Source organism: Neobacillus drentensis (assembly GCF_036966985.1).
Taxonomy (GTDB): Bacteria; Bacillota; Bacilli; order Bacillales; family Cytobacillaceae; genus Neobacillus; species Neobacillus drentensis_E.
In genome coordinates this window covers 1-1,982 of record NZ_JBALSN010000467.1, presented here as the reverse complement: position 1 = coordinate 1,982, position 1,982 = coordinate 1, and the positions used below count along the sequence as shown (strand labels likewise).

At 38.8% G+C, this 1,982-nt stretch carries 3 protein-coding genes and 1 pseudogene; 2 read left to right on the top strand and 2 right to left on the bottom strand.

Annotation, left to right across the window (positions count from 1 at the left end; all coding sequences use genetic code 11):
• The first annotated feature begins 3 nt into the window (after positions 1-3).
• Together wrbA and V7659_RS25515 are read left to right on the top strand one after the other, a co-directional pair.
• Entirely contained in the window at positions 4-615 is a 612-nt protein-coding gene (gene wrbA / locus V7659_RS25520) for an NAD(P)H:quinone oxidoreductase (RefSeq protein ID WP_335542917.1), read from the top strand.
• 136 nt (positions 616-751) lie between these two features.
• Complete coding sequence (locus tag V7659_RS25515) at positions 752-1,180, top strand: organic hydroperoxide resistance protein (RefSeq protein WP_335542916.1); 429 nt, start codon at positions 752-754, stop codon at positions 1,178-1,180.
• A 167-nt stretch (positions 1,181-1,347) separates the two neighbouring features.
• On the opposite strand, the pseudogene V7659_RS25510 reads toward V7659_RS25515, so the two are convergent.
• A pseudogene (locus V7659_RS25510) lies at positions 1,348-1,647 on the bottom strand (oxidoreductase); the annotation flags it as partial.
• Positions 1,648-1,799: 152 nt separating this feature from the next.
• A partial coding sequence (locus V7659_RS25505) for a hypothetical protein (protein WP_420491773.1) occupies positions 1,800-1,982 on the bottom strand: 183 nt, incomplete at its 5' end.

Here is a 1,982-nt window from a genome sequence, read left to right as displayed (position 1 = left end):
ACAATGACAAATGTAAAATTAGCCGTAATTTATTACAGCATGGGTGGAACAAACTATCAATTAGCCAAATGGGCTGAAGAAGGAGCGAAAGAAGCGGGTGCTGAAGTAAAAGTATTAAAAGTCCCTGAGCTTGCACCACAATCAGTTATTGAAGGAAATCCAGGTTGGAAAGCTCATGTTGAAGCAACGAAGGCAGTACCTGAAGTAACATTAAATGATTTAGAATGGGCAGATGCCATTATCTTCAGTGTACCTACGCGATTTGGTAACATGCCTGCACAAATGAAGCAATTTTTGGATACAACCGGAGGTTTATGGTTTAACGGAAAGCTTGTAAACAAAGTCGTTAGCGCCATGGCTTCTGCACAAAATCCTCATGGCGGTCAAGAAGCAACGATTTTATCCCTTTATACCACCATGTATCATTGGGGTGCCATTGTAGCAGCTCCTGGTTATACAGATCCAGTCACCTTCGGAGCAGGTGGTAACCCTTATGGAACAAGTGTTACTGTTGGACAAGATGGGAAAATGATCGAAGACGTACAGGCAGCTGTTAAACATCAAGCTAAACGTACCATTACAGTTGCGGAGTATGTCAAAAAAGCGAATCAATAACATTTTGACCGAGAAGAAAAGCTAGTTGGAAATTTCCGATTAGCTTTTCAAAATGTTAGGTTTTGAATTAAGGGTAATAAGCTCTCTCTTTGTGAACATTAAGGCAAGACATTATTCTCAAAAAAGGAGAAAATCGATGACTACAAAACCATTATTCACATCATCTGCAACAGCTCGTGGAGGAAGACAAGGCAGAGTTGAATCATCTGATGGCAAAATAAAAGTGGATTTAGCAATGCCAGGCTCCCCAAGAGCGAAAGAATTACCAAACGCGACAAACCCTGAACAGTTGTTCGCTTGTGGTTACTCTGCTTGTTTCGATGGGGCTTTACAGCACATCGCAAGGCAGGAACATGTCAAATTCGAATCAGAAGTAACGGCAAATGTAGATTTCTTAAAAGATGAGTCTGATCAAGGATTCAAAATTGCAGTAACGTTGCAAGTAAAAGGGACTGGTGTGGAAAAGGAAAAATTAGAAGAGCTTGTACATAAGGCCCACGAATTCTGTCCATACTCAAAAGCCACAAGAGGGAATATTGACGTCACTCTCCAGGTTGTTGAATAAATCAGTTTAGTGGTTGGAACTAAATTATTTCTAAGCATGAAAGATCTAAGACGCCAATATAGACTAATTTAGACTTTATGAATCATATTAAAACGCCTCAGAACAAATTCTGAGGCGTTTTAAACATAAATGCTCAAATGTATCAGTTGTGATTTAAACTAAGCATGTTATAGTTTAACAATCGTTCTTCCACGTATTTTTCCTTCTAAAATATCCTTTAATACTCCTGGAAGCTCTTTTAATGAGATTTCATTTGCTACGTCTTCATTTAACGTTGTTGGTTTAAGATCATCACCCAGACGATCCCAAACTTTTAATCGCTTCTTCATTTGACATTGAACTGAATCAATTCCGAGCCAATTGACGCCCCTTAAGATATGAGGAAGAACTGTTGTAGATACTTCTCTTCCGCCTGTAAAACCAGACGTAGCTACCGACCCACCATATTTCAAAGTACTTAGTATGTAACACCATTGCTTGAAAAGTTTTAATTATATTAATCATATCCTCTCTTCATGATTTATAACATCCTGTTCAGCTTTAGCATAAAAAACCATGTTCCTATTGGGAAAGAACATGGAAAGCCGATCCTTTTTAACTTTAGTGTGAATAGGTGTCTTTACTTTTTCTCATTAAGTGCATGGAGTACGGATAATTGTCGACGATCACGCTCTTCTTCAAGCTGCTTTTCCGAAATGTTGCCATAAGAAGAGATAGCCTGTTCAGATAATGTTTGAATCGTAGTTTCATCAAGTCGTGGCTTACCAAGGTTATCCCAAAGTGCCTCCATTCCAGGTCCTAG